The sequence below is a fragment of the Prauserella shujinwangii genome, assembly GCF_003001955.1.
Classification (GTDB): Bacteria; Actinomycetota; Actinomycetes; order Mycobacteriales; family Pseudonocardiaceae; genus Qaidamihabitans; species Qaidamihabitans shujinwangii.
This window is the reverse complement of sequence record NZ_PVNH01000007.1, coordinates 368,253-393,628: the sequence shown is the minus strand read 5'-3', so window position 1 is coordinate 393,628 and position 25,376 is coordinate 368,253. Positions and strand designations below refer to the sequence as shown.

25 protein-coding genes are annotated in these 25,376 nt (G+C 72.7%); 6 read left to right on the top strand and 19 right to left on the bottom strand.

Annotation, left to right across the window (positions count from 1 at the left end):
• Window positions 1-452: 452 nt before the first annotated feature.
• The 10 genes from tyrS to argC form a co-directional block, all read right to left on the bottom strand.
• A complete protein-coding gene (tyrS, locus tag B0I33_RS19115; protein ID WP_106180206.1) occupies window positions 453-1,727 on the bottom strand; it encodes a tyrosine--tRNA ligase in 1,275 nt (424 codons plus the stop codon).
• A gap of 27 nt (window positions 1,728-1,754) precedes the next feature.
• Complete coding sequence (locus B0I33_RS19110) at window positions 1,755-2,369, bottom strand: DNA-3-methyladenine glycosylase (RefSeq protein WP_106180149.1); 615 nt, start codon at window positions 2,367-2,369, stop codon at window positions 1,755-1,757.
• A 69-nt stretch (window positions 2,370-2,438) separates the two neighbouring features.
• Window positions 2,439-3,851 (bottom strand): argininosuccinate lyase, encoded by a 1,413-nt coding sequence (argH, locus tag B0I33_RS19105; protein ID WP_106180148.1) that lies wholly within the window; start codon window positions 3,849-3,851, stop codon window positions 2,439-2,441.
• Window positions 3,852-3,943: 92 nt separating this feature from the next.
• Complete coding sequence (locus B0I33_RS19100; protein ID WP_106180147.1) at window positions 3,944-5,146, bottom strand: argininosuccinate synthase; 1,203 nt, start codon at window positions 5,144-5,146, stop codon at window positions 3,944-3,946.
• Window positions 5,139-5,684, bottom strand: a complete 546-nt coding sequence (locus B0I33_RS19095; RefSeq protein ID WP_106180146.1) for an arginine repressor — start codon at window positions 5,682-5,684, stop codon at window positions 5,139-5,141. Before B0I33_RS19095 ends, B0I33_RS19100 begins: the two co-directional genes overlap by 8 nt.
• Window positions 5,681-6,610, bottom strand: a complete 930-nt coding sequence (gene argF / locus B0I33_RS19090; RefSeq protein ID WP_106180145.1) for an ornithine carbamoyltransferase — start codon at window positions 6,608-6,610, stop codon at window positions 5,681-5,683. The genes B0I33_RS19095 and argF overlap by 4 nt, the downstream gene beginning before the upstream one ends.
• A 1-nt stretch (window position 6,611) precedes the next feature.
• A complete protein-coding gene (locus tag B0I33_RS19085) occupies window positions 6,612-7,808 on the bottom strand; it encodes an acetylornithine transaminase (RefSeq protein WP_106180144.1) in 1,197 nt (398 codons plus the stop codon).
• The gene (gene argB, locus B0I33_RS19080) at window positions 7,808-8,728 is read right to left on the bottom strand and encodes an acetylglutamate kinase (protein ID WP_106180143.1); all 921 of its coding nucleotides are present in this window, start codon (window positions 8,726-8,728) and stop codon (window positions 7,808-7,810) included. Before argB ends, B0I33_RS19085 begins: the two co-directional genes overlap by 1 nt.
• Window positions 8,725-9,876, bottom strand: a complete 1,152-nt coding sequence (gene argJ / locus B0I33_RS19075; protein ID WP_106180142.1) for a bifunctional glutamate N-acetyltransferase/amino-acid acetyltransferase ArgJ — start codon at window positions 9,874-9,876, stop codon at window positions 8,725-8,727. Before argJ ends, argB begins: the two co-directional genes overlap by 4 nt.
• Entirely contained in the window at window positions 9,873-10,901 is a 1,029-nt protein-coding gene (gene argC / locus B0I33_RS19070; protein ID WP_106180141.1) for an N-acetyl-gamma-glutamyl-phosphate reductase, read from the bottom strand. Before argC ends, argJ begins: the two co-directional genes overlap by 4 nt.
• A 292-nt stretch (window positions 10,902-11,193) precedes the next feature.
• Between argC and B0I33_RS19065 the strand changes: the two genes are divergently transcribed.
• Both B0I33_RS19065 and B0I33_RS30025 read left to right on the top strand, forming a co-directional pair.
• Window positions 11,194-11,931: a DNA alkylation repair protein gene (locus B0I33_RS19065; protein WP_245900814.1), complete on the top strand. Its 738-nt coding sequence runs from the start codon at window positions 11,194-11,196 to the stop codon at window positions 11,929-11,931.
• Window positions 11,928-12,410, top strand: a complete 483-nt coding sequence (locus B0I33_RS30025; protein WP_181193364.1) for a DUF4262 domain-containing protein — start codon at window positions 11,928-11,930, stop codon at window positions 12,408-12,410. The genes B0I33_RS19065 and B0I33_RS30025 overlap by 4 nt, the downstream gene beginning before the upstream one ends.
• Before the next feature lie 20 nt (window positions 12,411-12,430).
• Here B0I33_RS30025 and pheT read toward each other — a convergent pair whose 3' ends face one another.
• From pheT to infC, 6 genes are all read right to left on the bottom strand, one after another.
• On the bottom strand, window positions 12,431-14,977 hold the full coding sequence (gene pheT, locus B0I33_RS19055; RefSeq protein WP_106180139.1) for a phenylalanine--tRNA ligase subunit beta: 2,547 nt from the start codon (window positions 14,975-14,977) through the stop codon (window positions 12,431-12,433).
• 72 nt (window positions 14,978-15,049) lie between these two features.
• Window positions 15,050-16,117: a phenylalanine--tRNA ligase subunit alpha gene (gene pheS, locus B0I33_RS19050; RefSeq protein ID WP_106180138.1), complete on the bottom strand. Its 1,068-nt coding sequence runs from the start codon at window positions 16,115-16,117 to the stop codon at window positions 15,050-15,052.
• A gap of 107 nt (window positions 16,118-16,224) precedes the next feature.
• Window positions 16,225-17,055 (bottom strand): TrmH family RNA methyltransferase, encoded by an 831-nt coding sequence (locus tag B0I33_RS19045; RefSeq protein ID WP_106180204.1) that lies wholly within the window; start codon window positions 17,053-17,055, stop codon window positions 16,225-16,227.
• On the bottom strand, window positions 17,052-17,429 hold the full coding sequence (gene rplT / locus B0I33_RS19040; protein ID WP_106180137.1) for a 50S ribosomal protein L20: 378 nt from the start codon (window positions 17,427-17,429) through the stop codon (window positions 17,052-17,054). Before rplT ends, B0I33_RS19045 begins: the two co-directional genes overlap by 4 nt.
• Before the next feature lie 59 nt (window positions 17,430-17,488).
• Window positions 17,489-17,683, bottom strand: a complete 195-nt coding sequence (gene rpmI, locus B0I33_RS19035) for a 50S ribosomal protein L35 (RefSeq protein WP_106180136.1) — start codon at window positions 17,681-17,683, stop codon at window positions 17,489-17,491.
• 75 nt (window positions 17,684-17,758) lie between these two features.
• A complete protein-coding gene (gene infC / locus B0I33_RS19030) occupies window positions 17,759-18,331 on the bottom strand; it encodes a translation initiation factor IF-3 (protein WP_181193363.1) in 573 nt (190 codons plus the stop codon).
• A gap of 262 nt (window positions 18,332-18,593) precedes the next feature.
• Here infC and B0I33_RS19025 point away from each other — a divergent pair, with 262 nt between their 5' ends.
• Complete coding sequence (locus B0I33_RS19025; protein ID WP_245900812.1) at window positions 18,594-18,950, top strand: DUF1844 domain-containing protein; 357 nt, start codon at window positions 18,594-18,596, stop codon at window positions 18,948-18,950.
• A gap of 18 nt (window positions 18,951-18,968) precedes the next feature.
• Here B0I33_RS19025 and B0I33_RS19020 read toward each other — a convergent pair whose 3' ends face one another.
• From B0I33_RS19020 to B0I33_RS19010, 3 genes are read right to left on the bottom strand one after another with little or no spacing between them, the layout of a single operon-like run.
• Window positions 18,969-19,352: a Rid family detoxifying hydrolase gene (locus B0I33_RS19020; RefSeq protein WP_106180133.1), complete on the bottom strand. Its 384-nt coding sequence runs from the start codon at window positions 19,350-19,352 to the stop codon at window positions 18,969-18,971.
• Window positions 19,353-20,114: an IclR family transcriptional regulator gene (locus tag B0I33_RS19015; RefSeq protein ID WP_106180132.1), complete on the bottom strand. Its 762-nt coding sequence runs from the start codon at window positions 20,112-20,114 to the stop codon at window positions 19,353-19,355. It abuts the gene before it with no gap.
• Complete coding sequence (locus B0I33_RS19010; protein ID WP_181193371.1) at window positions 20,111-21,073, bottom strand: sugar kinase; 963 nt, start codon at window positions 21,071-21,073, stop codon at window positions 20,111-20,113. The genes B0I33_RS19015 and B0I33_RS19010 overlap by 4 nt, the downstream gene beginning before the upstream one ends.
• A gap of 129 nt (window positions 21,074-21,202) precedes the next feature.
• Between B0I33_RS19010 and B0I33_RS19005 the strand changes: the two genes are divergently transcribed.
• The 3 genes from B0I33_RS19005 (at window position 21,203) to B0I33_RS18995 (ending at window position 25,360) form a co-directional block, all read left to right on the top strand.
• Window positions 21,203-22,531, top strand: coding sequence for an amino acid deaminase (locus tag B0I33_RS19005; protein WP_245900810.1), 1,329 nt, complete (start codon window positions 21,203-21,205; stop codon window positions 22,529-22,531).
• Between the two features lie 81 nt (window positions 22,532-22,612).
• Window positions 22,613-24,208, top strand: coding sequence for an N-acyl-D-amino-acid deacylase family protein (locus B0I33_RS19000; RefSeq protein ID WP_106180130.1), 1,596 nt, complete (start codon window positions 22,613-22,615; stop codon window positions 24,206-24,208).
• 51 nt (window positions 24,209-24,259) lie between these two features.
• Window positions 24,260-25,360: a lactonase family protein gene (locus B0I33_RS18995; protein WP_106180129.1), complete on the top strand. Its 1,101-nt coding sequence runs from the start codon at window positions 24,260-24,262 to the stop codon at window positions 25,358-25,360.
• The last annotated feature ends 16 nt before the right edge of the window (window positions 25,361-25,376 follow it).

The following is a 25,376-nucleotide window of genomic DNA, read 5'->3' as shown; positions in this document are numbered from 1 at the left end:
GTTCGTCCTGAGCCAGGATCAAACTCTCCAACAATGCATGATCCCAAAAACACCACACACAAAAAACATGCGCGGCCTCAAAGAAACCCCAAAAAACAGGGTCCAAAAAACAAGCTCTACTGGCATAAATTCACTAGCACACTGTTGAGTTCTCAAACAACACGCATGTCGCCATGCGATCCTCTTGTCGACCGGGCGCACACTCTACCCCACCACGATCACTCGTATCGAAAGGGGTATGGCCGCACCGGCCCTGGGGAACACCCATACTACACAACCCGTGCAGCCTGGTTCGTATTCCCCCGCCTGGTAACCCGGACCCCGCGGAACCCTTCCGGATCCCCGGCCCGGTCTCCCCGGCGACGAAGAAAAGATTACCTGCCCGCCACCAGCCTGCGAACAGGGGGGGTCCCCCTACCGCGAAAGCGCTGGTCAGCAGGGGGACCCGCGGGTCAGCCGAGCAGCTGGACCCCGGCGGTGTTCCGCTTGCCCCTGCGCACGACGAGCCAGCGCCCGTGCAACGCGTCGGCCGCGGCGGGCCGCCACTCCTCGTCGGTGATCTTCGCGTTGTTCACGTATGCGCCGCCCTCCTTGACGGTGCGGCGCGCGGCGCCCTTGCTGTCGACGAGCCCGGCGGCGGTGAGCAGGTCGACGATGGTCGGCTCGTCGGACAGCTTCACCTCGCCGGTGGGCACCTCGGCCATGGCGGCCGACAACGTGCCGGCGTCGAGCTCGGCGAGGTCTCCCCTGCCGAACAGCGCCTGGCTGGCGGCGACGACCTGGCGGGTCTGCTCGGGCCCGTGCACGAGGTCGGTCATCTCCTCGGCGAGCCTGCGCTGGGCGAGCCGGGCGGCGGGCCGTTCGGCGGTGGCGCGGTCCAGTTCCTCGATCTCGTCCCTGCCGAGGAACGTGAGCAGGCGCAGCAGCTTGCCGACGTCGGCGTCCGGGAGGTTGACGAAGTACTGGTACCAGGCGTACGGCGAGGTCAGCTCGGGGTCGAGCCAGATGTTGCCCCCGCCGGTGGACTTGCCGATCTTGCGGCCTTCGGAGTCGGTGACGAGCGGGGTGGTCAGCGCGTGCACCTGAGCACCGTGCACGCGGCGCACGAGGTCGACCCCCGCGACGATGTTGCCCCACTGGTCCGACCCGCCGATCTGGAGCCGGACGTCGTACCGCTCGAACAGCTCCCGGTAGTCGGTGGCCTGCAGCAGCATGTAGCTGAACTCGGTGTACGACATGCCGTCGCCCTCGAGTCTGCGCCGTACGGTGTCGCGGGCCAGCATCGTGTTGATCGAGAAGTGCTTGCCGACGTCACGCAGGAACGTGGGCACGGTCATCACGCCGAGCCAGTCGAGGTTGTTGACCTCGACCGGCGGGACGTCGGGGTGGTCGAAGTCGACGAACCTGGCCAGCTGCCCGCGCAGGCGGCCCGCCCACTCGCGCACGGTTTCCTCGGAGTTGAGTGTGCGCTCGCCGACGTCGCGGGGATCGCCGATGAGCCCGGTGCCGCCACCCGCGAGCAGCACGGGCCGGTGCCCGGCGTTCTGGAAGCGGCGCAGCACCAGCATCTGGACGAGGTGCCCGGCGTGCAGGCTCGGCGCCGTGGGGTCGAACCCGGCGTACACCGCGAGCGGGCCGTCGTCCAGCGCACGGCGTAGCGCGTCGAGGTCGGTGGACTGCGCGATCAGGCCGCGCCAGGACAGCTCGTCAAGGATGTGCTCGGTCACGACCCGCATCATCCCGCACGGGGGTGGTCAGCCGTTCGCCCGGGCGCGCACCCGGCCGCCCCTGCGGTAGGTGCTCACGGCAGGGGAACCGTCGATCCAGAACCGCCAGGGCACGTCCATGGCGGCGGCGACCCCCACCCGGGGACCGGTGCGGACGGACTCCGCGGGAACGGGCTCGCCGGCGAGCAGCACGACGGGCGACTCCGGGTCGGTCAGGTCGACGCCGTTGTGCTCGCGGTCGAGTCCGAGCACCGAGGTCAGCACGGCGGGTCCCTTGGCGACGGCGCCGTTGCCGCGCGCGGTGGGCCGCCTGCGGCGCGCGAGGTCCTGGCCTTCGACGACCTCCCCGGCCCGGACCAGGACCGCGCCCGGCTGCCCGTCGGTCAGCCCGACGACGTTGGCGCAGAAGTGCATGCCGTAGACGAAGTAGACGTAGAGGTGCCCGGCGGGTCCCCACATCACGTCGTTGCGCGGGGTGCGGCCCCGGTAGCAGTGCGACGCGGGGTCGTCGAGGCCCCGGTAGGCCTCCACCTCGGCGAGGCGCACCCGCACCACGCCGTCACCGAGGCGGGACTCCAGCGCGCAGCCGAGCAGCCTGCGCGCGAGGTCCACCGGGTCGACGGCCAGCTCGTCACGGGTCATGACGCGCCCGGGTCCACGGCTCTGCTCGGTCACTCCGGCCTCCCCCTCGCCTGCGGCTGCGCGCTCAGGCTAACCGGCCGGGACGCCGGTGCCCGCCCAGGCTCGGTGCTCGGCGAGCCGGGCGACGAGCCGGTCGCGCTGTTCGGCGACGCGGCGGGGCGCCGTGCCGCCGTGCGCGTCGCGGGAGGCGACCGAACCCGCGACGGTGAGGACGGTGCGCACCTCGGGGCCGAGTGCGGGGTGGGTGGCGGCGAGCTCGTCGTCGGTGAGCTCGTCCAGCCCGGCGTCGCGGCCCTCGGCGACGCGCACGCACTCGCCCGCGGCCTCGTGCGCGACGCGGAACGGCACGCCCTGCCGCACCAGCCACTCGGCGACGTCGGTGGCGAGGGTGAACCCCGCGGGGGCCAGCTCGGCGAGCCGCTCGGTGTGGAACTCCAGCGTGCCGACCATGCCCGCGATGGCGGGCAGCAGCAGCTCCAGCTGCTCGACGGAGTCGAAGACCGGCTCCTTGTCCTCCTGCAGATCGCGGTTGTACGCCAGCGGCTGGGCCTTGAGGGTGGCGAGCAGGCCGGTGAGGTTGCCGATCAGCCTGCCCGACTTGCCCCTGGTCAGCTCGGCGACATCGGGGTTCTTCTTCTGCGGCATGATCGAGCTGCCGGTGGCCCACGCGTCGTCGAGCGTGACGTAGCCGAACTCGGCGGTGTTCCAGATGATCACCTCCTCCGCGAGCCGGGAGAGGTGCACGCCGAGCATGGCGACGGCGAACGCGAACTCGGCGGCGAAGTCGCGGGAGGCGGTGCCGTCGATCGAGTTCTCCACCGGCGCCGCGAACCCGAGTTCGGCCGCGACGGACGCCGGGTCGAGCCCGAGCGACGATCCGGCGAGGGCGCCGGACCCGTAGGGCGACTCGGCGGTGCGGTCGTCCCAGTCACGCAGCCTGCCGATGTCGCGCAGCAGCGCCTGGGCGTGGGCCAGCAGGTGGTGCGCGAGCAGCACCGGCTGGGCGTGCTGCAGGTGGGTCCGGCCGGGCAGCACCGCGTCCGGGTACCGGCGGGCCTGCTCGACCAGGGCGTCCACGACGTCGAGGGTGCCGGCCACGACCCGCCGGGCGGCGTCCCGCAGCCACATCCGGAACAGGGTCGCGACCTGGTCGTTGCGGGAGCGGCCCGCGCGCAGCTTGCCGCCGAGCTCGGGGCCCGCCCGTTCGATCAGGCCGCGTTCCAGTGCGGTGTGGACGTCCTCATCGGCGATGGTCGGGGTGAACACCCCGGACTCCACGTCCTCGGCCAGCCGGTCGAGCGCGCCGAGCATCCCCTGCAGCTCCTCGGCGGTGAGCAGGCCCGCCTGGTGCAGCACGCGGGCGTGTGCCCGCGACCCCGCGATGTCGTACGGCGCGAGCCGCCAGTCGAAGTGCGTCGAGGCGGACAGCGCCGCCATCGCCTCGGCCGGTCCGCTCGCGAACCGGCCACCCCACAGTGCCACGTGATTCCCCAATGCCACATTCGTTGCGTTCCGCGTTCCCAATGTGGCATTCGGTGCGCCGAACGCACCGAATGCCACATTGGGGAAGCTCGTCAGTTCTTGCTCTGCTGGCGCTTCGCGGCGATCTTGCTGGGCAGGCCCCACAGCTGCACGAAGCCCTTGGCCAGCGACTGGTCGAACGTGTCGCCCTCGTCGTAGGTCGCCAGGTTGAAGTCGTACAGCGACTCGGGACTGCGCCGCCCGGTGACGGTGGCGGTGCCGCCGTGCAGCACCATCCGGATCTCACCGGAGACGTGCTCCTGCGTCTTCGCGATGAAGCCGTCGAGCGCGTCCTTCAGCGGCGAGAACCACAGGCCGTCGTACACCAGCTCGCCCCAGCGCTGCTCGACCTGGCGCTTGAACCGGGCGAGGTCGCGCTCGACGGTGACGTTCTCCAGCTCCTGGTGCGCGATGATCAGCGCGATCGCGCCGGGCGCCTCGTACACCTCCCGGCTCTTGATGCCGACCAGCCGGTCCTCGACCATGTCCAGCCTGCCGACGCCGTGCGCGCCCGCGCGCCGGTTGAGCTGCTGGATGGCCTCCAGCACGGTCACCGGCTCGCCGTCGATGGCCACCGGAACGCCCTTGTCGAACGTGACGACCAGCTCGTCGGGCGCCTGGAAGTGGACGGTCGGGTCCTCGGTGTAGGAGTAGACCTCCTTCGGCGGGGAGTTCCACAGGTCCTCGAGGATGCCGGTCTCCACCGCGCGGCCCCACACGTTCTGGTCGATCGAGAAGGGCGACTTCTTGGTGACGTCGATGGGCAGGTTGCGTTCCTCGGCGTAGGCGATCGCCTTCTCCCGGGTCCACGCGAAGTCGCGGACCGGCGCGATCACGTCGAGGTCCGGCGCGAGCGCGCCGATGCCGACCTCGAACCGCACCTGGTCGTTGCCCTTGCCGGTGCAGCCGTGGGCGACCGTGGTGGCGCCGTGGTACTTCGCCGCCTCGGCGAGGTGCTTGACGATCAGCGGCCGCGACAGCGCCGAGACCAGCGGGTACCGGTCCATGTAGAGCGCGTTCGCCTGCAGCGCGGGCAGGCAGTACTCGTCGGCGAACTCGTCCCGCGCGTCCGCCACCACGGCCTCGACGGCACCGCAGTCGATGGCGCGCTTGCGGATGGTCTCCAGGTCCTCGCCGCCCTGGCCGAGGTCGACGGCGACGGCGACCACCTCCGCCCCGGTCTCCTCGGCGATCCAGCCGATCGCCACGGAGGTGTCGAGCCCGCCGGAGTACGCGAGCACCACCCGCTCAGTCATGGTTGTTCTCCTCACTCATTTCAACGTCCACAGTAGACGACCGCTGCGCCAGCGCCGCGAATCGTTCGGCCAGGTCCTTACCCGAGAGCGGTTCCCTGGCGATCACCGCAATCGTGTCGTCGCCCGCGATCGAGCCGACGACCTCCTCCAGCGCCGCCCGGTCGATCGCACTGGCCAGGAACTGCGCCGCCCCCGGCGGGGTCCGCAGCACCGTCAGGTTGCCCGACGCGTCGGCCGACACCATCAGCTCGGCCAGCAGGCGCGACAGCCGGGAGGTGCCGCCCTGCACACCCCGCACGGGGCTACCGTCCTCCGGGATCACGTACACCGGTGCCCCGGAGTCCGCGCCCCGTAGCTTGACCGCGCCGAGCTCGTCGAGGTCCCTGGACAAGGTAGCCTGCGTGACCTCGATCCCCTCGGCGGCCAGCAGCTTCGCCAGCTCGGTCTGGCTGCGAACGGCCATCGTGGACACCAGCTCGATGATCCTGGCCTGCCGGGCGGCCCTGCTGGTGCCCCCTCCGCGCGGGGTGACGCTCATCGTCGCTCCGCGCGGTCGAACAGCCACATCAGGAGCGCCTTCTGCGCGTGCAGGCGGTTCTCCGCCTCGTCCCACACCGCGCTCGCCTGCCCGTCGAGCACCTCGTCGGTGATCTCCCAGCCGCGGTGCGCGGGCAGGTCGTGCAGCACGATCGTGTCCCGGCCGGTTCGGGCGAGCAGCTCGCCGTTGACCTGGTAGTCCCGGAACGGGGACACGCGGTCCCTGCCGTCGTTCTCCTGGCCCATCGACGTCCACGCGTCGGTGGTCACCACGTCGGCGCCGTCGACGGCCGCGTGCGGGTCGGTGAACACCTTGGCACTGCCCCCGGTCTCCGCCGCGCGCTTGTTCACCGCGTCGAGCACCCACGGCAGCGGGTGGAAACCCTCGGGTGCGGCCACCCGGACGTGCAGTCCCGCCGTGACGCCGCCGAGCAGCAGCGAGTGCGCCATGTTGTTGGCGGCGTCGCCGAGGTAGGTGAGCGTCAGCCCGGACAGCCGCCCCGTGCGCTCGCGCACGGTCTGCAGGTCCGCGAGGATCTGGCACGGGTGGAACTCGTCGGTGAGCGCGTTGACCACGGGAACGGTCGCGGCGGAGGCGAACGCGTCGATACGGGCCTGGGCGAACGTGCGCCACACCACCAGGTCTACGTAGCGGGAGAGCACCCTGGCGGTGTCCTCGATGGTCTCCTCGCGGCCGAGCTGCATGCTGCGCCCGTCGACCACCACGGGGTGACCGCCGAGCTGCGCGATGCCGACCTCGAACGAGAACCGCGTCCGGGTGGAGTTCTTCTCGAAGATCACCGCGACCGCGCGGGGCCCGGCGAGCGTGTCCCGGTACGGCTGCCGTTTGACGTCGTCGGCCAGGTCGAGGACCGCCCGTTGCTCGTCGGGGGTCAGGTCGTCGTCGCGGAGGAAGTGGCGGGGCATGTCAGTCGGTGTCCTTCGGGGTGGTGGCGGAGTCGAGCGCCTCGGGAAGGGCGGCGAGGAACTCCCCGGCCTGGTCGTGGCCGAGGATCAGCGGCGGGGCGAGCCGGAGGACGTCCGGCTGGACCGGGTTGACGAGGAAGCCGGCGCGCTGCGCGGCCGCGGCCGCCTGCGCGGAGACCCGCTCGCGCAGCAGGACGGCGAGCAGCAGGCCCGCGCCGCGCACGCCGCGCACCAGCGGGTGGCCGAGCTGTTCGATCCCGGCGGCGAGCTCCTTGCCCACGGCCGCCGTGTGCTCCAGCAGCCCGTCGGCCGCGATCGTGTCGAGCACGGCGAGCGCCGCGGCGCAGCACACCGGGTTGCCGCCGAACGTGGTGCCGTGCTGGCCCGGCTCGAACAGTGCCGCCGCGGCGCCGACCGCGAGGCACGCGCCGAGCGGCAGCCCGCCGCCGAGGCCCTTGGCCAGGGTGACCACGTCGGGCACGATCCCGGCCTGCTGGAAGGCGAACCAGCTGCCGAGCCTGCCGATGCCGGTCTGCACCTCGTCCACGACGAGCAGCGCGCCGTGCCGTGCGGTGACCGCGCGGGCGGCCTGCAGGTATCCCTCGGGGGGCACCACGACGCCGTTCTCCCCCTGCACCGGCTCGACGACGAACGCGGCGGTGTCGTCGTCGACGGCCGCCTCCAGCGCCGCGACATCGCCGTACGGGATGTGCTCCACCCCGGGCACGAGCGGCGCGAACGGCTCGCGCTTGCCCGGCTGGCCGGTGAGCGACAGCGCGCCCATGGTGCGGCCGTGGAAGCCGCCGTCCGTGGCGACCGTCTTCGTCCGGCCGGTGCGGCGGGCCAGCTTGAACGCCGTCTCGATCGCCTCGGCCCCGGAGTTGCAGAACAGCACGCGGCCTTCGCCGTCCACACCGGACAGGTCGAGCAGGCGCTCGGCCAGCCGCAACGCCGGCTCGTTGACGTACAGGTTGGAGGTGTGGCCCAGCGTCGTGACCTGCTCGGTCACCGCCGCGGTGACCGCGGGATGCGCGTGCCCCAGCGCGTTCACCGCGATGCCGGTGACCAGGTCCAGGTAGCGGTTCCCGTCGGCGTCCCACACGTACGCGCCCGCACCGCGGGTCAGCGTGAGCGCGGGCGTGCCGTAGTTGTTCATCATCGCGGACCGCCACCGCGACTGGTTGTCCCGGTTGGACATCAGTTACCCCCTGGTTCGGGCAGGACCATCGTTCCGATGCCCCGCGAGGTGAAGACCTCGAGCAGCAGCGAGTGCGCGATCCTGCCGTCGATGACGTGCGCCTGCGGCACGCCGCCCCGGATCGCCCGCAGGCAGGCCTCCATCTTCGGGATCATCCCGCTGGCCAGTGTCGGCAGCAGCTGCTCGAGCCGGTCGGCGGAGATCCGGTCGATCAGCGACGAACGATCGGGCCAGTTGGCGTAGAGGCCCTCCACGTCGGTGAGGACGACGAGCTTCTGCGCGCCGAGGGCGGCGGCGAGCGCGCCGGCCGCGGTGTCGGCGTTGACGTTGTGCACCACGCCGTCCGCGTCGGGCGCCACCGTGGACACCACGGGGATCCGGCCCGCGTTGACGATGTCGAGCACGGCGTCCGGGTTGACGTCGGACACCTCCCCGACCAGCCCGATGTCCACGGGCTCACCGTCGACCGTCGCCTTCTTGCGCTCGGCGGTGAACAGGTGCGCGTCCTCGCCCGAGAGGCCCACGGCGTACGGGCCGTTGGCGTTGATCAGGCCGACGAGCTCGCGGCTGACCTGGCCGACGAGCACCATCCGCACGATGTCCATGGTCTCGGGCGTGGTGACGCGCAGCCCGCCCTTGAACTCCCCCTCGATGCCGAGCCTGCCGAGCATCGCCGTGATCTGCGGACCGCCGCCGTGCACGACGACCGGCCGCAGCCCGGCGAGCCGGAGGAACACCATGTCCTGCGCGAACGCCCGCTTGAGCGTGTCGTCGACCATGGCGTTGCCGCCGTACTTCACGACGACGGTCGCTCCGTGGAACCGCTGCAGCCACGGCAGCGCCTCGATCAGCACGCCCGCCTTCTCCGAGGCGGTGGCGAGCCGCTCGTCGGCGGCGACGAGGGATTCGTGGTCGCTCATGTCGAGTACGCCGAGTTCTCGTGCACGTAGGCGTGCGTGAGGTCGTTGGTCCAGATCGTGGCCGACTTCGCGCCCGCCTTGAGGTCGACGGTCACGGTCACCGCGCGCCCGGAGAGGTCCACCTTCTCGCGCGCCTCGCCCGGCTCGCCGCCCCGGCACACCCACACCCCGTTGAACGCGACGTCGAGCCGGTGCGGCTCGAACACCGCGTTCGTCGTGCCCACGGCGGCGAGGATGCGGCCCCAGTTGGGGTCCCCGCCGAACACGGCGCACTTGAACAGGTTGCTGCGCGCGATCGCCCTGCCGACCTCGACGGCGTCGTCCTCGGTGGCGGCGCCCACGACGTCGATCGCGATGTCGTGCTCGGCGCCCTCCGCGTCGGCCATCAGCTGCTGGGCGAGGTCGTGGCAGGCTTCCCGCACCGCCGTGGCGAACGCGGCGGAGTCCGGGGTCACTCCGGAGGCCCCGCTGCACATCAGCAGCACGGTGTCGTTGGTGGACATGCAGCCGTCGGAGTCGAGCCGGTCGAACGTCACCCTGGTCGCCTCGCGCAGGGCGCGGTCGGCGGTCTCCGCGTCGACGGCGGCGTCGGTGGTGAGCACCACGAGCATCGTGGCCAGCGCGGGTGCCAGCATCCCGGCGCCCTTCGCCATGCCGGCGACGGACCAGCCGTCCCCGGCGCGCAGGGTCTGCTTGCTGCGGGTGTCGGTGGTCATGATCGCCTCGGCGGCGGCGGCGCCTCCCTCGGCGGACAGCGCGGCCACGGCGTTCTCGATCCCCGCATCGAGCTTGTCGCGGTCGAGCTGTTCCCCGATCAGGCCGGTCGAGCAGACGACCACGTCGATGGCGCCGAGGCCCAGTTTCCCGGCCACCAGCTCGGCGGAGGCGTGGGTCGCCTGGAAGCCCTGCGGCCCGGTGTAGCAGTTGGCGCCGCCGGAGTTGAGCACGACGGCCCGCGCGCGGCGGTCGGCCATCACCTGCTCGCTCCACAGCACCGGGTTGGCCTTGCACCGGTTGGCCGTGAACACGGCGGCGGCGACGTCCAGTGGCCCCTCGTTGACGACGAGCGCGACGTCGGGCCTGCCGCTGGCCTTCAGTCCCGCCGTGACGCCCGCCGCGCGGAAGCCCTTCGGTTCGGTGATCGTCACGGCGCGACCCCCGCCGCGGGGAGGCCCGCCGTCTCGGGCAGGCCGAGGGCGAGGTTCATCGACTGCACGGCACCGCCGGCGGTGCCCTTGGTGAGGTTGTCGATGGCCGCCACGACCACGAGCCGCCGGGCGTCGGCGTCGACGGTCACCTGGAGCAGGACGTTGTTGGAGCCGACGGTCGCGGCCGTGGCGGGCCAGGAGCCCTCGGGCAGCAGGTGCACGAACGGCTCGCCGGCGTAGGCCTTGTCGTAGACGGCCCTGGCGACATCCGGATCCGTGTCCGTCGCGAGCGGGGCGGTGGCGGTGGTGAGGATGCCGCGCGGCATCGGCGCGAGCACGGGGGTGAACGACACGGTCACCGGCTGCCCGGCGACGGCACCGAGGTTCTGGGCGAACTCGGGGGTGTGCCGGTGGGCACCACCCACGCCGTACGCGCTGGCCGAGCCCATGACCTCGGAACCGAGCAGGTGCGGCTTGAGGCTCCGCCCCGCGCCGGAGGTGCCGGTGACCGCCACGATCGCGACGTCCGGCCGGATCAGGCCCGCGGCGAGCGCGGGCGCCAGCGCGAGCGAGCCGCCGGTCGGGAAACACCCGGGGACGGCGATGCGGCGGGCACTCCGGAGCCGGTCGCGCCCGCCGGGCAGCTCCGGCAGGCCGTACGGCCAGGTGCCCGCGTGCTCGCTGCCGTACCAGCGCTGCCAGTCGGCGGCGTCGGCGAGCCGGTGGTCCGCGCCGAGGTCGATCACCAGCGTGTCCTCGCCCAGCCGGGCGGCGATCTCCCCGGAGTGCCCGTGCGGCAGCGCGAGAAACACGACGTCGTGACCGGCCAGGTTCTCGGCCGTCGTCTCCCCCACCACCCGGTCCGCGAGCGGCGCGAGGTGGGGCTGGTGCTGTCCCAGCGGCGTGCCCGCGCTGCTGGCCGCGGTCAGCGCGCCGATCTCGATCCCGGGGTGCGCGAGCAGCAGGCGCAGCAGTTCGCCGCCCGCGTAGCCGGTCGCACCGGCCACCGCTACCTTCACCGTCATGCGAATGATTATGCATGCGTACGCAAGTTCAATCAATCGAGGGTCGGATCACCCCGCCCGCGCGCATGTCACGAGTGGGTCGTTCCTGACCCTTCTCGCCCGTCACGAGCCACTCAGGGCAGTCCGCACACCGCTACGGCGAGCACTCGCACGATCGCTCTCCGAAATTGTCGGGCCCCCGGCCTAGCGTCGCGGCCACGGACACCGACACGCCTCTGGGGGTCGCCATGACTCGACACGAACCACCGCCGCCCGCCGGGGCGGACCGCCGCTCACGGGCCGGGGAGCGTCCGTGAGCCACCCACTGGTCTCCGCCGTCCGCGTGGGCCTCGCCGACCTCGCCGATCCGGCGAGAGCCGAGGACATGCGGCGATACATGAAGTCCGAACTGCCGTTCCGCGGCGTACCCAAGCCACCGCGGGCCCGCCTCGCGCGGGCCCTCTTCCGCGAGTTCCCGCTGTCCGATGTGGAGGAATGGGAGGACGTGGTCCGGCAGCTCTGGTACGGCGCGTCCTACCGGGAGGAGCGCTACCTGGCCCTCGACCTCACCGGGCACCGCGCGTACCTGCCCTGGCAGACGGCGCGGCGGGTGCCCCTCTACGAGGAGCTGATCCGTACCGGCGCGTGGTGGGACTACGTCGACGACGTGGCGGTCCACCGCATCGGGCCGATTCACCGCGCGGAGCCGAGCGTGCTGGAACCGGTCCTGCGCACCTGGGCCACCGATGGCGACCGGTGGATCCGCCGCACCTCGGTCCTCTGCCAGGTCGGGGCCAAGGAGCGGACCGACACCGGACTGCTCACCCACTGCGTCGAGGCGAATGTGGCCGACGGCGACTTCTTCCTGCGCAAGGCGATCGGCTGGGCGCTGCGCGACTTCGCGAGAACCGATCCCGGCTGGGTGCGCCGGTTCACCGACGACCATCCGGGACTCTCCCCGCTGTCCCGCCGGGAAGCACTCCGGCACCTCGGTGCTCCCACAGCTCCCACAGCTCCCGGCGGCCCGGACGAACGGAGCGCACGACCGTGAACCACGGCACCTACCACCACCGGCCCGGGTCCGATCACGAGCGGTGGACCCGCGAGACCATCGCCCGCTGCGGCTGGGCGGTGCAGTACGTCTTCGGCGACGACGAGGAACCGCCGTTCGGCTACACGATCGGCCTGCACGCGCTGGGCCACCCGGAACTCGTGGTGTGCGGCACCGACCAGTACACGGCGGGCGGGGTGCTCAACGCGCTCGGCGCGCTGGTGCGCGCGGGCAGGCCACCGGAACGGGACCGGCCGATCAGCGTCCGCGGCTGGCCCCACCGGCTGTGGCTGCTGGCCGTGCTCGACTCGTCGGGCCACCTGCTGGGCGCCAACGCGCGCTACCGGCGGTGCGGCGACCCACCCGTGCCCGCCCTGCAGGCCGTGCACGACGACCTGTGGGGCCGGTTCCCGTGGGAACCCGGCTACGCCCTCGAGCCCGGCAGGCAACCGCTTCTCGGTCTGCCCCCGGCCCGATGAGCCCGCGAGCCGGCCGTCGCTCAGCCGCGCAACGCGGCCCCGCAGCGCTGCGCCGCGGCCGCCACCGCGGAGTCCCTGGCCTGGGTGGCCTCCTCGACGGTGAGCGTGCGGTCCGGGGCCCGGAAACGCAGCTTGTACGCCAGCGACCGCTTGCCCTCCCCGACCTGCTCTCCGGTGTAGGCGTCGAACACCGTGACGTCCTCCAGCAGCTCGCCCGCGCCCTCGCGCAGCGCGTCGGCGAGGTCGGCCGAGGGCACCCCGGCGTCCACCACGAGGGCGACGTCGAGCAGCACGGGCGGGTACGGCGACACGGCGGGCGCGGGCCGGGACCGCGGCAGCGGCACGGCGTCGAGGTCGAGCTCCATCGCGACGGTCCGCCTCGGCAGCCCGAGCGACTCCACGACCTTGGGGTGCAGTTCGCCCGCGTGCCCGACCGGCACGTCGTCCACCAGCAGCCGGGCACACCGGCCGGGATGCCACGGCAGCAGGTCGTCCGCCTCCGTGCGCAGCTCGACACCGGCGGCCGCGGCCACCGTGCGGGCCGCCTGCACCGCGTCCGCCCAGCCGGCGGCCTCGCCCTGGCCCCACCAGCCCGCACGCTGCCGCTGGCCGGTGAGCACCACGGCGACGTGCAGTGGCTGCGGGGGCACCGACCGCTCGAGGGTCGCCAGCTCGTCGTCGGAAGGCCGCCCGGCCACACCGAGGTCCGGCACGGCGACCGGCTCGCCGGGCGGCAGCACGACCTGCCCGACGTGGTAGAGCGCCAGGTCGCGGAAACCGCGGGAGAGGTTGCGCTGCAGGGTCTCCAGCAGGCCGGGCAGCAACGTGGTCGCGAGCTCGTTCTTGTCCGACTCGAGCGGGTTGAGCACGGTGAGCCCGCCCCGGCGCGGGTCGTCCTCGGGCAGCGCGAACGCGTCCCACGTGGCCTTGGCGACGAAGGGGAACGGGATCACCTCGACGTAGCCCGCCTCGGCGAGCGCCCTGGAGACCGTGCGGCGGCGGCGCTGGGTCTCGGTCAGCCCCCGCCCCGCGGGGGCGGTGGGCAGCACCGAGGGGATGCTGTCGTAGCCCTCGAGCCGCAGCACCTCCTCCACGAGATCCGCGGGCTGGTTCAGGTCGCCCCGCCAGCTCGGCGGCACGGCGGTCACCAGTGCGGTGCCGTCGTCACCGGTGCCCACGGCGACCTTGCACCCGATCTGCGTCAGCCTGCGCACGGTGACACCCCGCTCGTAGCGCACCCCGGCGACCTGGTCGGGCAGGCTGATCGGCATGGTGAGTGCCGGGTGGGGCTCGGTGCCGCCCTCGTCGGTGCGGCCAGGCAGGATGCTGCCGTCGCCGTACTGGCGCAGCAGGCGCGCCGCCAGCTCGACGGCGGCGGCGCACACCTGCGGGTCCGCGTAGCGTTCGAACCGCTTGGCCGCCTCGGAGAACAGCCGGTGCCTGCGCGCGGTGCGGCTGATCGACGGCGGATCCCAGTGGGCGGCCTCCAGCAGCACGTCCGTGCTGTCCGCGTGGATCTCGGTGCCGGCTCCGCCCATCGTCCCGGCCAGCGAGATCACGCCGGTGTCGTCGGCGATCACCACGTCGTCGGGGTCCAGCTCGCGCTCGGCGTCGTCGAGCGTGGTGAGCTTCTCCCCCTCCTTCGCCCTGCGGACCACGAGCTCGCCCTGCACCGAACCGGTGTCGAACGCGTGCAGCGGCTGGCCCAGCTCCAGCATGACGTAGTTGGTGACGTCCACGGCCAGCGAGAGGGACCGGATGCCGGACAGCAGCAGCCTCCGCCGCATCCACCACGGCGTGGGCGCCCCCGCGTCCAGGCCGGTGACGCGGCGCACGACGAAGCGGCGGCAGCCCTCGGTGTCCTCGATGCGCACCGGCCAGGCGTCGCCCTCGGCCTCGGGCACGTCGATCGCCGCCGGGTCGCCGAACGGGACGTCGAGGGCGCAGCCCAGTTCCCTGGCGAGCCCGCGGATCGACAGCGCGTAGCCGCGATCGGGGGTCGGGGCGAGCTCGAGCACCGTGTCGTCCAGGTCGAGCACCCCGCGCGCGTCGTCGCCGGGGTCGGCGGTCCCGGGCGGCAGCACGAGGATGCCGGTGTGGTCGTCACCGAGGCCCAGCTCCCGCGCGGAGCAGATCATGCCCTCGCTGACGTGACCGTAGGTCTTGCGCGCCGTGATCTCGAAGCCGCCGGGGAGCACCGCTCCGGGCAGCGCGACGACCACCAGGTCGCCCTCGGCGAAGTTGGTGGCACCGCAGATGATCCCGTTGGTGCGGGGGCGGGTGGGGTCGAGGTCGTCGTCCTCGTCCTCGTCGCGCTCGGCGGTGTCCTCGCCGGCGGTGAACGCCTCGCCGACCTCCACCTGGCAGTACCGGATCGGCTTCTTGAACTCGGTCAGTTCCTCGATCTCGGCCACCCGGCCGATCACCAGCGGACCGGTGATCTCCTCCAGCGGGTGCACCCCGTCGACCTCGATGCCGATCCGGACGAAGGCGTCGGCGAGGTCCTGTGCCGTGACGTCGTCGCTGAGCTCGAGCCGTTCCTTCAGCCAGCTCACGGGGACTCGCACTCAGGCCTCCGTTTCCTGCGGGACACCCGCACCCGGTCGGCCCGAGTGACCCGCTGCGCGATTGTCGATCACTCAGGCCTCCGTTCCGAAGGGGAGGGTGAACCGCACGTCGCCCTCCACCATGTCGCGCATGTCGGGGATTCCGTTGCGGAACTGCAGCGTGCGTTCCAGGCCCATGCCGAACGCGAAACCCGAGTACACGTCGGGATCGACGCCGCAGGCCCGCAGCACGTTGGGGTTGACCATGCCGCAGCCGCCCCACTCGACCCAGCCGGGTCCGCCCTTCTTCTCCGGGAACCACACGTCCACCTCGGCCGACGGTTCGGTGAACGGGAAGAAGTGCGGGCGCAGCCGGGTCTTCGACCGCTCGCCGAACATGGCACGGGCGAAGGCGTCGAGCGTGCCCTTGAGGTGCGCCATGGTGATGCCCTTGTCGACGGCGAGGCCCTCGACCTGGTGGAACACCGGGGTGTGGGTCGCGTCGAGCTCGTCGGTGCGGTAGGTGCGGCCGGGGCACACGACGTACACGGGCAGCTCACGGTGCAGCAGCGCGCGTGCCTGCACCGGCGACGTGTGCGTGCGCAGCACGAGACCCGAGTCCTCGGGCGCGACGTAGAAGGTGTCCTGCATCTGCCGTGCCGGGTGGTCCTTGCCGAAGTTCAGCGCGTCGAAGTTGAACCACTCGGCCTCGAGCTCGGGGCCCTCCGCGACCTCGTACCCCATCCCGACGAACACGTCGGAGACCCGCTCGGCGATGGTCGTGATCGGGTGGCGCGCGCCGCGGGGAACGCGGTCCCAGGGCAGCGTGACGTCGACGCTCTCCTCGCGCAGCACCCGCTCGTCGCGCTCGGCCTGCAGCGCCGCGCGCCGCGCGTCGAACGCCGCCTGCACGGCCTGGCGCGCCTCGTTCACCCGCTTGCCCGCGTCGGCCTTGCGCTCCTTGGGCAGCGAGCCGATCTCGCGGCGGGCGAGCAGCAACGGCGACTGGTCGCCGAGGTGCGCGGGCTTGACGGCGGCCAGCTGGTCGAGGTCCGCCGCGGCGGCGAACTCCTTCTCGGCCGACTCGACGGCGGCCTGCAGAGTCTCGGGCGCCAGCGGGTCGGCCGGCTTGGCCTCTTGCTTGTCGGTGGCTTCGGACATAACTCCTCGGCGTCCGCTGTGACGGCTCTGGCAGGCTCCACGCAGGCGCGAGCACACGTGAGCGATGGACGGGCCGATTCTATGGGATCGGGGTGGCAGGCCCCTGGTCACCCTCGGTCAGCAATCCGGCGACGGGCGGCCATGGCCGCCGCGTAGAGGCAGACGGCGGCCGCGGTGGCGAGGTTGAGACTCTCGGCACGTCCGTAGAGGGGCACGCGCACCACGTGGTCGGCCCTGGCCACGACGGCGGACGGCAGCCCGTGCGCCTCGTTGCCGAACAGCCACGCCGCGGGCTCGGCGAGTACGGGCGTGGATTCGAGATCGTCGGTGGCGTGGGTGGCACTGCCGTCGGCGGCCACCACGCGCAACCCGGCGGCCGCGCAGGAATCGAGCACCACGTCGAGGTCCCGCTCCCTGGCGACCGGCAGGTGGAAGAGGCTCCCGGTGGATGCCCGGACGCACTTGCCGTTGTGCACATCCACCGTGTCGCCCGCGAAGACGACCGCGTCGGCACCCGCCGCGTCGGCGACGCGGAGCACGGTGCCCGCGTTGCCGGGGTCGGACACTCCGGCCAGCACGGCCACGAGCCGGGGCGTTCCCCGGAGCGCACTCGCCAGCGGGACGTCCACGGTGTCACAGACGGCGACGATGCCCTGCGGGGTGACGGTCTCGGAGAGAAGCTCGGCGGCGCGCCTGTCGATGTACGACACCGAGGAAGCCCCGGCGACGAGATCCGGGTGCCGCCGCGCGGCCGCCTCGGTGACGAACAGTTCGTGCACCCGGCCGAACCGCAGTGCCTCGCGCACCGCCTGGGCGCCTTCGGCGAGGAAGCGGCCGGCGTCGTCCCTGCCGGAACGGGTGGTCAGCCGCCGGGCGGCGACGACCCGGGGCGTCCGGTGGGTGAAGACGTCCCCGGGTCGGCTGCTGTCGCGGCTCAGGCCGGCTTCTTCGCGTCGGCCGGCACGTTCTGCTTCGCGACCTCGGCGAGCGAGGCGAAGGCGGCCGCGTCGTTCACCGCCAGGTCGGCGAGGACCTTCCGGTCGACTTCCACACCGGCGGCCTTGAGGCCCTGGATGAACCGGTTGTAGGTGACGCCGTTCTGGCGGGCCGCCGCGTTGATCCGGGTGATCCACAGCTGGCGGAAGTCACCCTTGCGGGCACGGCGGTCCCGGTAGGCGTAGTTGAGCGAGTGGAGCGTCTGCTCCTTGGCCTTGCGGTACAGCCGCGAGCGCTGGCCACGGTAACCACTGGCCAGTTCGAGGGTTGCGCGGCGCTTCTTCTGGGCGTTCACCGCCCGCTTCACGCGTGCCACGGGTCCATCCTGTCGGTCTCGGGGGGCGCGGGTGCCCCGGGTTTACACGGTCGTGGTGGTCAGCGGCCGAGGAGCCGCTTCACGCGGCGCACGTCGGGAGCGGCGAGGTCGGTGGTGCCCTCCAGCCTGCGGGAGAGCTTGCTGGACTTCTTCTCCATCAGGTGCCTGCGCCCGGCCTTCTGCCTGCGGAGCTTGCCGCTGCCGGTGATCCGCACGCGCTTGGCGGTGCCGCTGTGGGTCTTGTTCTTCGGCATTGATCCCTCTTTCATGCGGCAGCACACCGGAACCCGGTGTGCTGCTGACTGTGCTGGCGGTGCGAGCCGGAAGCCTCAGGCTTTCTCGGACTCCTTCGTCGCCTTCGACTTCGCCTTCGCGTTCTTGTGCGGTGCCAGCACCATGGTCATGTTGCGGCCGTCCTGCTTCGGCGACGCCTCGACGAAACCCAGCTCCGACACGTCGTCGGCGAGCCGTTGCAGCAGCCGGAAACCCAGCTCCGGCCGCGACTGCTCGCGTCCGCGGAACATGATCGTCACCTTGACCTTGTTGCCCGCGGCGAGGAAGCGGGACACGTGCCCCTTCTTCGTCTCGTAGTCATGCGGGTCGATCTTGGGACGCAGCTTCTGTTCCTTGATGACGGTCAGCTGCTGGTTGCGGCGGGACTCCCGGGCCTTCTGGGCGCTCTCGTACTTGAACTTGCCGAAGTCCATGAGCTTGGCCACCGGCGGCCGGGCTTGCGGGGCCACCTCGACGAGATCGAGGTCGGCCTCCTGGGCGAGCCGCAGCGCGTCCTCGATCCGGACGATGCCGACCTGCTCACCGTTCGGTCCCACGAGGCGAACCTCGGGAACACGGATGCGCTCGTTGATGCGCGTCTCGGAGCTGATGGGGCCTCCTTGGTCCAAGTGTCGTTGTTTCTCGTATCTCGACCTGGTGCCCACATACCGCGGGCCCCGTCGCCAGTACGTACGTACCCGCGCGCGGGGCCCTCAACCCGATCTGCACCTGGGGAGACCAGGTGCTCCGCGGATCCACGATCCGCGGGGACCGGACCCGGCCACCTGGGGAACCCTGGGGTTCCGGGCGGCGACTCGGGTGGGAGCGGGGCTCCACTTGCGGCCCCCGATCACTCGGGGGCTGGTCGCTCGTGGAAGGGTACCAGACGTGGTGGATAACGTTCCTCAGCAGCCCGATGATTCCCCCGACGTCCGCGAGCTCGGCGACATCCCCAGCGTCGAGGTCATCAGCCGGGCCGCCGTCATGCTGCTTTCCGCCGCCGCCGAGCGACTGGGGCTCGCCGACGAGGACCCGGCCACGAGCCCGCGGCGCGACCTGGACGAGGCGCGCAGGCTCATCACGGCGCTGGCCGGGCTCGTCACCGCCAGCGCCGAGTACCTCGGCCTGCACGCGGGCCCGCTGCGCGATGGGCTGAAGTCCCTGCAGCAGGCGTTCCGGGAGGCCTCGGCGGTGCCGGACGAACCGGGCCAGGGCCCCGGCGAGAAGTACACCGGCCCGGTCCGCTGACCGCGCAGGCCGCCGCGGTCAGCCGTCCAGCACGGCGAGGGCGTCGATCTCGACCAGCAGTCCCTGCGGCAGGCCGACGTAGACCGTGGTCCGCGCGGGGAACGGCTCGCGGACGAGCTCGTTGTAGACCTCGTTGAACTCGGCGAAGTGCGCGGTGTCGGTGAGGTAGGCGCGCATCATCACGACGTCGTCGAGGCTCGCCCCCGACGCCGCGAGCACGGCCGCCACGTTCGCGAACACCTGCCGCGTCTGCTCGGCGACCCCGCCCTGCACGACGGCGCCGGTCGCCGGGTCGATCCCGACCTGACCGGCGACCTGCAGGATGTTGCCCTTGCGCACGGCCTGCGAGTAGAACGCGACCGGCTGCGGCGCGTCCTCGGTGCTGGTGGAGACCTTGGCCATCTACTGGTTTCCCTTCTCGTGTCCGGTCCATCCGCAGCGGGCGGATGCCTCCTCTGCCGCCGCCAGCAGGTCCGGGACCAGGGCGAGCAGCCCGTCGAGATCGAGCAGCACGCGGGGCACGGACAGCGACGCCGCGGCGAGCACCTCGCCGCGGGCTCCCCGGATCGGTGCCGCCACGCAGTGGATGAAGTCCTCGTGCTCGGCGTTGTCCAGCGCGAAGCCGCGCTCGGCGACGAGGTCGAGTTCGGCGAGGTAGTCACGCGCGGAGGTGATCGTGCTGGCCGTCAGCGCCGGGTAGTCGAGCCCCGCCGCGACGTCCTGCCTGCGCCGTGGCGGGAACGAGGCGACCAGCACCTTGCCCACGGCGGTGCAGTGCAGGGGCGCCCGCTTGCCCACCCGCGAGTACATCCGCACCGAGTGGTGGCCCTCGAACTTGTCGATGTAGACGACCTCGCCGTCCTCGTAGCTCGCCAGGTGGACGGTGTGCCCGGTGCGCTCGTTCAGCGCCGCGAGCGCCGGTTCCGCGCTGCGCCGCACGTCCCGCTGTTCGAGGGACTGGTTGGCCAGGTCGAACAGCGCCGTGCCGAGCCGGTAGTGCCGGACGCCCTCGCGGTGCACGAAGTGGTGCTCCTCCAGCGTCCGCAGCAGGCGCAGCACGGTCGACTTGTGCACCCCGATCTCCTCGGCCAGCTGGTCGAGCGTCTTCGGTTCCTTGGCCAGGTGTGTCAGCAGGGTCAGTGCGCGATCGAGGCTCTGGCTCATGTCCGCACCACGCCTTCGCCGGTCAGCCGGATCGCCGTCCACTCCCGGGGGTCCGCGCCGAGGAGCGTGCGGACGAGGTCGGGAGGAAGCGGCTCCCCCACATCATCGTGGGTCAGCAGGGTGGCGGCCGCCTGGAGGTGCCCGGCGCGCAGCCGCGTGGCGGGTGCGGCGCCGCGCAGGGTCGCCGCGAGGAAGCCCGCGGCGAAGGCATCGCCCGCGCCGACGGGCTCGACGACGTCCACGCACAGGGCGGGCTCGAACACCGGCGGCCTGCCGCGTTCCAGCAGGGTCGCCCCGCGCTCGCCGTGTTTGACCACGAGCGTGTCCGGGCCGGGCAGCAGCCGCCGCAGCCGGGCCGGATCGCCGGTGCCCCACACGATCTCGGCCTCGTCGTCGCCGACCAGCACGATGTCGGCGAGGCCGGCCAGCTCCGCGAGCACGGAGCGGTCCCGGCCCGCCCACAGCGCGGGCCGCCAGTTGACGTCGAACGACACGCGCCTGCCCTCGCGGGGCGCCGCGAGCAGCGCCCGCACGAGGTCGCGGCAACCGTCCGAGAGCGCCGCCGTGATACCGCTGCAGTGCACGAGGCGGACGCCGGTGAGGTCGAGCCCGGCGAGCACGTCCGGGCTCATTCCCGACGCGGCCGATCCGGTGCGGTAGTAGCGCACCGGGCTGCCCCCGGCCGCGCTTTCCTTGACGTAGAGCCCCGTCGGCCGGTGCCGGTCCTGGCGCACGGAGGCGACGTCGACTCCCGCGGCCGCGATCTCGGTCAGCACCGCCCGGCCGAACGAGTCGGAGCCGACCGCGCTGACCCACGCGCTCGGCACGCCGAGCGCCGCGAGGTGGCAGGCCACATTGGACTCGGCGCCTCCGGTGGTGCGCTTCCAGGTCCGCACCTCGTGCGCCGGGCCGGGTTCCGCGGGCACGAAGACCGCCATGGACTCCCCGACGCAGACCACCTCGGCCACCGGTTCCCCTCCGTTGTTCGCCGCGTGCGCGGACGGCGTTGACCTGCCACCCCGGCGATGCTACACCTTTCCAATGCGTTTCATGCAACTGTCATTGCACATAGCGCAACGGAGTGTCGGGTGTCCGCACCGGTGACCGCGGGGACCCTCGACCGGGCAGCGCTGCGCAGGATCCACGAGGAGCGGCTCGACTGGCGGTTCCGGGCCGTCCCCGCCGCGCTGCACGGTCTGTCGCTCGCGGAGGCCGCCGCCCGCGGCGTCCGGCTGTTCGACGGCGCCGCGGGGTTTCTCGGCCCGTTCGTGGTGCTGGACGAGCCCGCGCTGGAGCACAACCTGCGCACGATGGCGGACTGGTGCGCCCGGCACGGCGTGGCGCTCGCGCCGCACGGCAAGACCACGATGGCGCCGCAGCTGTTCGCCCGCCAGCTCGACCACGGCGCATGGGGCATCACCGCGGCCACGGCGGGCCAGCTGCGGGTGTACCGCGCGTTCGGCGTGTCCCGGATCGTGCTGGCCAATCAACTCGTGGACCCGGCCGCACTGCACTGGCTCGCCGGCGAGCTCGATCGCGATCCCGGCTTCGAGTTCTGCTGCTGGGTCGACTCGGTGCGGGGGGCCGAGCTGATGACGCGGGCCCTCACCGCGGCGGGTGCGGGCAGGCCGGTCGACGTGGTGCTCGAACTCGGCGCCGAGGGCGGGCGCACCGGCGTGCGCGACCGTGCCACGGCACTGTCGGTGGCCACGGCCGTACGGGACAGCCCGGCGCTCCGGCTGGCCGGCACCGGGGGCTACGAGGGCGCGCTCGCGCACGACGCCGGTGACGCCGCGCTGGCCCGGGTGACGTCCTATGTGGACGAGTTGCGGGCGCTCACGCTGGCGCTGGCCGAACGCGGACTGCTCGACCCGGCCCGGCCGATCCTGGTCACGGCGGGTGGCAGCGCGTTCTTCGACCGGGTGGCCGAGGGCATCACCTCCGGCTGGCCCGCCGGCCTTGCCGTGCTGCCGGTCCTGCGCAGCGGCGCCTACCTGACCCACGACGACGGCTTCTACCGGACCGTGTCGCCACTGGGGGAACGACCCCGGGTGGCGGGCACCCCCTTCCGGCCCGCGCTGCTCGCCTGGGCGCAGGTCACCTCCCGGCCCTCCGCGGAACTGGCCCTGCTCACCCTCGGCAAGCGCGACGCGTCCTTCGACGAGGGGCTCCCGGTGCCGCGGCTGCACCGGCCGCAGGGAGCGGCCGGTGCGGTACCGCTGGCCGGGCACACGGTCACCGCACTCAACGACCAGCACGCGTTCGTGGCGCTGCCGCCGGGCTCCCCGCTGGAGGTCGGCGACTGGGTGGGGCTCGGCCTGTCCCATCCGTGCACGGTGTTCGACAAGTGGCCGCTGCTCCCGGTGGTCGGCGCGGACGGCGAGACCGTCGTCGACCTCGTGCGGACCTACTTCTGAGCGGCTGGTCACCCCTCGTGCGTGAGAAACGTGGTTCGCACGACGTTTCTCACGCACGACCGGCATCGAGGGAGGTTTCAGGTGGACATCGTGCTGCGGGGCGCGCGCGTCGCCGACGGCACCGGCGCGCCGGAGTACCTGGGCGACGTCGGGGTGCGGGAGGGCCGCATCGCGGCGGTCGGCGGGCCGGGCACGCTGACCGGGCGGCGGGTGGTCGACGCGACCGGGCTGGTGCTCGCGCCCGGGTTCGTCGACATGCACTCCCACTCCGACCTGCGGGTGCTCGCCGAACCGGACCACCTGGCGAAGGTGTCGCAGGGCGTCACCACCGAGGTCCTCGGCCAGGACGGGTTGTCCTACGCCCCGGTGGACGACCGGACGCTGGACGCGCTGCGCGCGCAGCTGGCCGGGTGGAACGGCGATCCGCCCGGTTTCGACTGGAACTGGCGTTCGGTCGGCGAGTACCTCGACCGGCTGGACGAGGGCATCGCCGTCAACGCCGCCTACCTGGTTCCGCAGGGCACCGTGCGGATGCTGACCGTCGGCTGGGCCGGGCGGCCGGCCACGGAGCCCGAACTGGACACCATGCGCGAGCTCGTGGCCAGGGGGATGCGCGAGGGCGCGTTCGGCATGTCGTCGGGTCTCACCTACACCCCGGGCATGTACGCGGACACCGCCGAGCTGGTCGCGCTGTGCGAGGTGGTCGGGGCGCTCGGCGGGTTCCACGACACGCACCACCGCGGCTACGGCGCAGGCGCGCTCGCCGCCTACGCGGAGATGATCGAGGTGTCGCGGCGGGCCGGATGCCCGCTGCACCTGGCCCACGCGACCATGAACTTCCCGGTCAACGCGGGGCGGGCGCCCGAACTGCTGGCGCTGCTCGACGAGGCGATCGCGGACGGCTGCGACATCTCCCTCGACAGCTACCCGTACCTGGCCGGGGCGACGTACCTGTCCGCGCTGCTGCCCAGCTGGGCCGCGGAGGGCGGCCAGGAGGCCACCCTCGCACGACTGTCCGATCCAGACACCCGGGAGCGGATCAGGATCGAGCTGGAGGAGACCGGCTCCGACGGCGCGCACGGCGTGCCGGTCGACTGGTCGGCGATCGAGATCAACGGCGTGCGCGATCCCGCCCACGCGCACCTGGTGGGTCGCAGCGTCGCCGAGTCCGCCCGCGCCGAGGGCACCACCCCGGCGCGGCTGTACTTCGACGTGCTGGTGGCCGAACGGCTCGGCACCTCGTGCCTGATGCATGTCGGGCACGAGGACAACGTGCGCGCCATCATGCGGCACCCGGCGCACACGGGCGGCAGCGACGGCCTGCTCGTCGGCGACCGGCCGCACCCGCGGGCGTGGGGCACGTTCCCCCGCTACCTCGGCCGCTACGTCCGCGAGCTGGGGGTGCTGTCGCTGACGGAGTGCGTCGCGCACCTCACCGGCCGCGCGGCCCGCAGGCTCGGGCTGACCGACCGGGGCCTGGTGCGCGCGGGGCACGCCGCCGACCTCGTCCTGTTCGACCCGGACACCGTCGCCGACACGGCGACGTTCGCCGAGCCGAGACGCCGGGCCACCGGCATTCCCTACGTGTTCGTCAACGGCGTCGCCGCGATCGACGACGGGAGGCCGACCGGCGCGCTCGCCGGCGGATCCCTGCGGCACCGGGGGCGGGCGGCGTGACCCGCGCACGGCGGGCCGCGCTCATGGTCGTCCACATCAAGGAGGTCAATCATGTACGGACCGAGTCGCCGCACCGTCCTCGCCGCCACGGGCGCGGCCGGGCTCGGCGGCCTGCTGGCCGCGCCCGTGGCGGCCGCCGGGCACCGGAAAGAGCGCGTGGGCTACCTCGGCGGCTACGCCGAGGCAGGGCTCACCGTGGTGACCCGTCCCCCGCGCGGGCCGGAGCTCACCGCCGAGCGGACCGTGGCGGTGCCGGACGCGTCATGGCTCGTCCGGCACCGGAACACGCTGTACGTGACCAACGAGCGGGTACCCGAGGGCAGCGTCACGGCGCTGGACGTGCGCGATCCCCGCAGACCCACGGTTCTCGGGAGCCGCCCGACCCTCGGCGGCGCGCCCACCCACCTCGCGGTGCACCCTGGCGGGCGGCACCTGCTCACCGCGAACTACGCCGACGGCAGCGTCGTCGTGCACCCGATCCGGGACGACGGCGGGCTCGGCGAGGCCACGGACCTGGTCCGGCACACCGGGGAGGATCGGCAGGCACACGCGCACCAGGTGCTGCCGGACCCGAGCGGCCGCTGGGTGCTGGCCGTCGACCTGGGCGCGGACAGTGTGTACGTGTACCGGCTGGACCCGCGGCGCGGGCGGCTCGCGGAACGCGACCGGCTGCGGCTGCCGCCCGGCGCCGGGCCCCGGCACCTGGCGTTCCACCCGAACGGCCGGGTGGCGTACGTACTCGGCGAGCTGCGCCCGGAGATCACCGTGGCGCGCTGGGACGCGGCCTGCGGGCGGCTGACGCCGGTCGCGACCGTGCCAACGGTGCCGGACGACGTGGCCGGGCCGCAGTACCCGGCGGAGATCCTCGTGTCGGCGGACGGCCGGTTCTGCTACGCGACCAACCGCGGCGAGGACACGATCGTGACGTTCGCCGTCGCCGGGGGCGGCACGCGGCTGACCCGGCTGGGTTCCGTGCCCACCGGGGGCGTGTGGCCCCGGCACTTCGCGCTCGACGCGACGGGCGGCTGGTTCCACGTGGCCAACCAGCGTTCCGGAACGGTCACGTGGCTGCCCCGCGACCGGCGGACCGGCCTGCCCGGCCAGCCAGCGGGCACCCTTCCACTCCCCTCGGCCGCCTTCGTGGCCGTCTGACCGCCCCCAAGGTCAC

What these genes read in the sequence shown, in the direction of transcription:
- B0I33_RS19110 (WP_106180149.1), bottom strand. Translation starts at nt 2,369, where the DNA reads ATGACCCGTGACGAGCTGGCCGTCGACCCGGTGGACCTCGCGCGCAGG.
- B0I33_RS19100 (WP_106180147.1), bottom strand. Translation starts at nt 5,146, where the DNA reads ATGACTGAGCGGGTGGTGCTCGCGTACTCCGGCGGGCTCGACACCTCC.
- B0I33_RS19095 (WP_106180146.1), bottom strand. Translation starts at nt 5,684, where the DNA reads ATGAGCGTCACCCCGCGCGGAGGGGGCACCAGCAGGGCCGCCCGGCAG.
- argF (WP_106180145.1), bottom strand. Translation starts at nt 6,610, where the DNA reads ATGCCCCGCCACTTCCTCCGCGACGACGACCTGACCCCCGACGAGCAA.
- B0I33_RS19085 (WP_106180144.1), bottom strand. Translation starts at nt 7,808, where the DNA reads ATGTCCAACCGGGACAACCAGTCGCGGTGGCGGTCCGCGATGATGAAC.
- argB (WP_106180143.1), bottom strand. Translation starts at nt 8,728, where the DNA reads ATGAGCGACCACGAATCCCTCGTCGCCGCCGACGAGCGGCTCGCCACC.
- argC (WP_106180141.1), bottom strand. Translation starts at nt 10,901, where the DNA reads ATGACGGTGAAGGTAGCGGTGGCCGGTGCGACCGGCTACGCGGGCGGC.
- pheS (WP_106180138.1), bottom strand. Translation starts at nt 16,117, where the DNA reads ATGTCCGAAGCCACCGACAAGCAAGAGGCCAAGCCGGCCGACCCGCTG.
- rpmI (WP_106180136.1), bottom strand. Translation starts at nt 17,683, where the DNA reads ATGCCGAAGAACAAGACCCACAGCGGCACCGCCAAGCGCGTGCGGATC.
- B0I33_RS19020 (WP_106180133.1), bottom strand. Translation starts at nt 19,352, where the DNA reads ATGGCCAAGGTCTCCACCAGCACCGAGGACGCGCCGCAGCCGGTCGCG.
- B0I33_RS19015 (WP_106180132.1), bottom strand. Translation starts at nt 20,114, where the DNA reads ATGAGCCAGAGCCTCGATCGCGCACTGACCCTGCTGACACACCTGGCC.
- B0I33_RS18995 (WP_106180129.1), top strand. Translation starts at nt 24,260, where the DNA reads ATGTACGGACCGAGTCGCCGCACCGTCCTCGCCGCCACGGGCGCGGCC.